The sequence below is a fragment of the Veillonella sp. genome (assembly GCF_015058545.1).
In the GTDB taxonomy this organism is placed as follows: domain Bacteria; phylum Bacillota; class Negativicutes; order Veillonellales; family Veillonellaceae; genus Veillonella_A.
Genome location: NZ_SVCB01000026.1, coordinates 1 through 5,299, shown reverse-complemented (window position 1 = coordinate 5,299; position 5,299 = coordinate 1). Strand labels below are relative to the sequence as shown.

Sequence of the window (5,299 nt, the reverse complement as noted above, 5' to 3'; positions counted from 1 at the left end):
TTTGGATATGTGAATCTTTTATTCCGAGCATTTTTCCTATATAATTAAGACTAGACATATTGAATAAACATCCTTTCGTTAATTGTTAGCACCTTTATTGTATCGGATTTTATTCAATATATCTTTTTTTGTGCAAAAAAAAGTAGGCGCCAAGAGGACACGCAACTAGCGTTTCTCTTTAGCGTCCCAAAATAAATTATAGAACCCTTTTTTAACTCTATAAAAAGATTTCTCTGTAATTTCGCAAGCTGTCGCGAAACAAGTGATTCTCGCGGCCGAGACCAACTATAGAGCAGAATGATATCAACGTAATAGATGTATTTGGCTTTGCCCCAAAGTATGATTCGCTACGGTTCGGCACGCTATAGTGCAACAAACGATTCCCTAAGCCGAGACCAGTTAGCAACAGAGGGGGAAGAGAGAAAATATAATTTAGAGCATAATTTGCTTCAGTCTCTAGTTACCGGTTCGAGGTAATTTGCTCCAGTGTTTTCTACGGTATGCTTTGATGCCTTCTACTACGGTGGCCGATGCTCGTGCGGCTAGTGCTTTAGAGGCTGGAGGAATTCCGTCTAATCGATAATTAATCCCTAGCTCTTTATACTTAGCCGTACCCATCACGTGGTAAGGCAGGCAGTCGATGGTTTCCAGGTTTTTCAAAGATCCTGCAAAGAAGCCGAGTCGGTACCAGCGGTCGGCGTTGTCGGTGATAGTAGGTACTACCACATGGCGCACCCAAATGGGCACATTGTGCTCGTCGATGAAGCGGGCAAATTTTAGGATTTGCTTGTTGCTTTGACCGGTTAGGGCCATGTGTTTTTCATCGTCGATTTCTTTTAAATCCAGGATTACGAGGCTTGTCACGGCCATGAGTTTTTCGTAAGTTTCGCGTTGGCTTTCTTCAAAATAGATGCCACTCGTGTCGAGGCAAGTATGAATGCCTCGTTCTCTGAAATACGTAAAGAGTTCGATAACAAAATCAATTTGCATCAAAGCTTCACCGCCGGTGACCGTGAGACCGCCGTTTTTATAAAAACTCTGATTGCGCTCAAATTGATCCCACACTTCTTCAATGGTAATATTTTTACCTTGCTGCGCATCCCATGTATCGGGGTTATGGCAATAAGCGCAACGCATCGGGCAGCCCTGTAAAAATAGCACCATCCGTACACCGGGGCCGTCAACGGTGCCCATGGTTTCTAAGGAATGAATTCGTCCAATCATAGTACGCCTTTCGTAAATTTAAAACATTGCGGAAGAGCAATTTCGGGTGAATAACGAGAAGTAAATCACAAGAAAATCAACAGTTTTTCAAAAATCAGTTACATATGACAATAGGCTCCTCGATACGGGGAGCCTATTGCACTATATATAACTACTGAGAAGGGGAGGGATAGAAGTTACATTTGTTCGTGGAAGGTACGAGAAATAACTTCATCCTGCTGTTGTTTCGTCAATTTGTTGAAGTGCACGGCATAACCGGATACACGAACGGTCAACTGTGGATATTTTTCAGGATGTTTTTGCGCATCGAGAAGCATTTCACGGTCAAACACGTTAACGTTTAAGTGGTGGCCGCCTTTTTCAGAATAGCCATCCAATAATTCTACTAAATTATCGATTTGTTGTTCGTTGCTCATATTACTTGTCCTCCTTTTCGGAAATGGAAACATTAGGCTCGCGACAGGCCAGGTTTTCATTATTGACAGGTAAACCGGTTGGCATATCGCTCTGTAAAACTGCATCAAGATCCAGATCAATGTCTAAATCGCTCATACGAACCATGGTTTCGCCGTTTTTGCCAAGCGCATCAGGAATGATGGAGAAGGTGTTGGAAATACCGTCGCTCGCATCACGCCAAGGCATTTTGGCAACGGAAGCCATGGAAGAAACAGCGCCGTGGGAGTCACGACCGTGCATTGGATTAGCGCCCGGTGCAAACGGTGTACCCTGTTTACGGCCGTCCGGCGTGCTACCGGTAGCGTTACCGTATACTACATTGGATGTAATTGTCAAAAGGGACATGGTCGGGATGCTTTCACGATAGGTAGGATGTTTACGGATTTTGTTCATGAAGGCAGATACAACGAAAGCCGCCAAATCATCAACACGGTCATCGTCGTTGCCGTATTTAGGGAAATCCCCTGTGATTTCAAAATCAACAGCTACCCCGTTTTCATCACGAATCGGTTTAACCTTCGTGTATTTAATAGCGGACAAGGAATCGGCTACTACGGATAAACCGGCAATACCGGTGGCAAACCAACGCGTAACTTTGCGGTCGTGAAGGGCCATTTCCAATTTTTCGTATGCATATTTATCGTGCATGTAGTGAATGATATTAAGGGCATTCACGTAAACGCCGGCCAACCATTCCATCATGTCGTCAAAACGTTCCATTACTTCGTCGAAATCAAGGTATTCGGAAGTAATCGGACGATATTTAGGTCCAACTTGTTTTTTGAGTTTTTCATCGACACCGCCGTTGATTGCATAAAGCAAGCATTTAGCGAGGTTACAACGAGCGCCGAAGAACTGCATTTCTTTACCGATACGCATTGGCGATACGCAGCAGGCGATAGCATAATCGTCACCGCTGTTAGGACGCATCAATTCGTCGTTTTCATACTGAATCGACGACGTTTGAATGGACAATTTAGCACAGAAACGTTTGAAACCGTCCGGCAAGCGAGGGGACCAGAGAACGGTGAGGTTCGGTTCCGGCGCCGGGCCTAAGTTGGTGAGGGTATGCAAATAACGGAAGGACATCTTGGATACCAATGGACGTCCGTCAGAGCCCATGCCGCCGATAGATTCGGTTGTCCAAACCGGATCGCCGGTGAAGAGGTTATTGTATTCGATAATGCGGGCAAAACGCACCATGCGAAGTTTCATGATGAAATGGTCAACCATTTCCTGAATTTCTTCTTCTGTGTAACGGCCTTCTTTAAGGTCGCGTTCGGCGTAGATGTCGAGGAAGACTGTGTTACGGCCGATAGACATGGCCGCGCCGTTTTGTTCTTTAATAGCGCCTAAATAACCGAAATATAACCACTGAATCGCTTCTTTTACGTCTTTGGCCGGCTGGCTGATATCGTAGCCGTAAGAAGCCGCCATGGCTTTTAATTCTTTTAAGGAACGAATCTGGTCACGAATTTCTTCACGGTCGCGAATAATCGTAGCCGTCATGTCGCCCATGGTGATGGCGAAATCTTTTTCCTTTTCCTCGATTAAACGGTCAATCCCGTAAAGGGCTACACGGCGATAGTCGCCGATGATACGACCGCGGCTGTACGCATCCGGTAAACCGGTAATGATGTGTGCGGAACGAGCAGCACGCATTTCCGGCGTATACACATCGAAAACGCCGTCATTGTGAGTTTTACGATGTTTTTTGAAAAAGTCTTCCAGCTGAGCGTCCATTTCAAAGCCGTATTCTTGCAAGGCGCTCTTAGCGGTACGCAAACCGCCGTAAGGGAACATAGCCCGTTTCAACGGTTTGTCGGTTTGAAGACCAACGATTTGTTCTAATTCTTTAATAATATAACCAGGACCGTGGGAAGATACCGAAGTGGCAATATCCGTGTCGGCATCGATAACGCCGCCCTTTTCTTTTTCTTCCTCATAAAGACGAAGAACTTCTTGCCAAAGTTTGAGTGTGCGATCCGTAGGACCGGCTAAGAATGAGTCGTCCCCAACATAGGGGTTATAGTTACGTTGGATAAAGTCACGTACATCAATGGCTTTATCCCATACACCTGTAATGAAGCCTTTCCATGCAGTATTTTGCATTGTGGCACCTCCATTAAGGAAATAAAGAATTATTATAAGATGCTTTAAGTGTATACCGAATTGGTATTTAATTCAATAATTGTAATGATATTAATTTTCGATTGTTGAAATGCTAAAAATAAAAGATGTGTAAAAATAAGACTTTTTACAACATATTTATTAAAAAATATGTCAGAAAAATAAAAATTATTGTTAGCTATCATTACGGTGTATGACTAAGAAATGTCTTTTTGGATTGTTTTGCCTGTAAAAGATAAGTTCATTTCTTATGACTATATGATAAACCGTATAATTAATAGGGTCTGTAGCTATGGCTACAAATTTAATAGGAATTAAAAATAAGCGAGAGACGTTAATGAAGAATTTTGGCAATTTTATATTCAAAATAATAAATATGGTTGAAACATATAAGTAAAAGGTGGCTTGAAATATGAAATAGTTGCACTTACAAAATGTTTATTGTAAATTTACGTTTTTACTACTAGACAAGATAAATGAAAAATGTTATCATTAAAACATAGAAAGATTGAAAAAATTAAATCTAGTGAATTAAGGTTACTTTCAAAGTAATCTATGATTATAAAATTTGATAATTCTTTTTTCGTAACAGTTTGTTATGTATTATGTTTTTATCCCCTTGGACGGGGAAGGAGGTATTTTTATGGCATACACATTACCTGAATTACCATACGCTTACGAAGCTTTAGAACCGCATATCGATGCAGAAACAATGCATTTTCATCATGATAAACACCACAACACATATGTTGTTAACTTAAACGCTGCTATTGAAAAACATCCTGAATTGGGTGAAAAAGACGTAGAAGAGTTGATTACTGACTTAAACGCTGTACCGGAAGATATCCGTACGGCTGTTCGCAACAATGGCGGCGGTCATGCTAACCATACATTCTTCTGGAACATTTTGGCACCAAATGCAGGCGGTAACCCTACGGGCGCTATTGCAGGTGCTATCGATGAAGCTTTCGGCAACTTCGAAAACTTCAAAGCTGAATTCGGCAAAGCTGCTACTGGCCGTTTTGGTTCCGGTTGGGCTTGGCTCGTAGTAAACAACGGCAAATTGGAAATCTTGTCCACCGCTAACCAGGACTCCCCGCTTAGCGACGGCAAAACTCCGGTATTGGGCCTTGATGTTTGGGAACATGCATACTACTTGAAATACAAGAATGCTCGTCCTGATTACATCGCCGCTTTCTGGAATCTCGTTAACTGGGATCAGGTAAACGCTCATTATGCGGCAGCTACTAAATAAGAGCTGACTGCTTGATGTGAGCCTCGAATGGCTCGTATAATTACATAGTTTGTGAAAACGCCCCCGCTTGCACAGCGTGCAAGCGGGGGCGCTTTTTTGTACGCCGAATAGGCATGACAAAACCCCCAGTTAAACTGGGGGTCGGTAAAAAATTCTTATAGAAAAGGAAAGAACCTCCTAATGATACAATGAAGTTGGTCTGGCAACCACAACATTTCAACTTAGGAGGTTCAA

At 42.6% G+C, this 5,299-nt stretch carries 4 protein-coding genes; 1 reads left to right on the top strand and 3 read right to left on the bottom strand.

Features of this window, described 5'->3' with window-relative positions; translation table 11 throughout:
• Positions 1–456: 456 nt before the first annotated feature.
• From pflA to pflB, 3 genes are all read right to left on the bottom strand, one after another.
• Positions 457–1,224, bottom strand: a complete 768-nt coding sequence (pflA, locus tag E7204_RS01460; RefSeq protein WP_295180886.1) for a pyruvate formate-lyase-activating protein — start codon at positions 1,222–1,224, stop codon at positions 457–459.
• 176 nt (positions 1,225–1,400) lie between these two features.
• Entirely contained in the window at positions 1,401–1,640 is a 240-nt protein-coding gene (gene grcA3 / locus E7204_RS01455) for an autonomous glycyl radical cofactor GrcA3 (protein ID WP_006555702.1), read from the bottom strand.
• Between the two features lies 1 nt (position 1,641).
• Positions 1,642–3,792, bottom strand: coding sequence for a formate C-acetyltransferase (gene pflB, locus E7204_RS01450; RefSeq protein ID WP_295180884.1), 2,151 nt, complete (start codon positions 3,790–3,792; stop codon positions 1,642–1,644).
• A gap of 661 nt (positions 3,793–4,453) precedes the next feature.
• Between pflB and E7204_RS01445 the strand changes: the two genes are divergently transcribed.
• Positions 4,454–5,065 (top strand): superoxide dismutase, encoded by a 612-nt coding sequence (locus E7204_RS01445; protein WP_295180882.1) that lies wholly within the window; start codon positions 4,454–4,456, stop codon positions 5,063–5,065.
• The last annotated feature ends 234 nt before the right edge of the window (positions 5,066–5,299 follow it).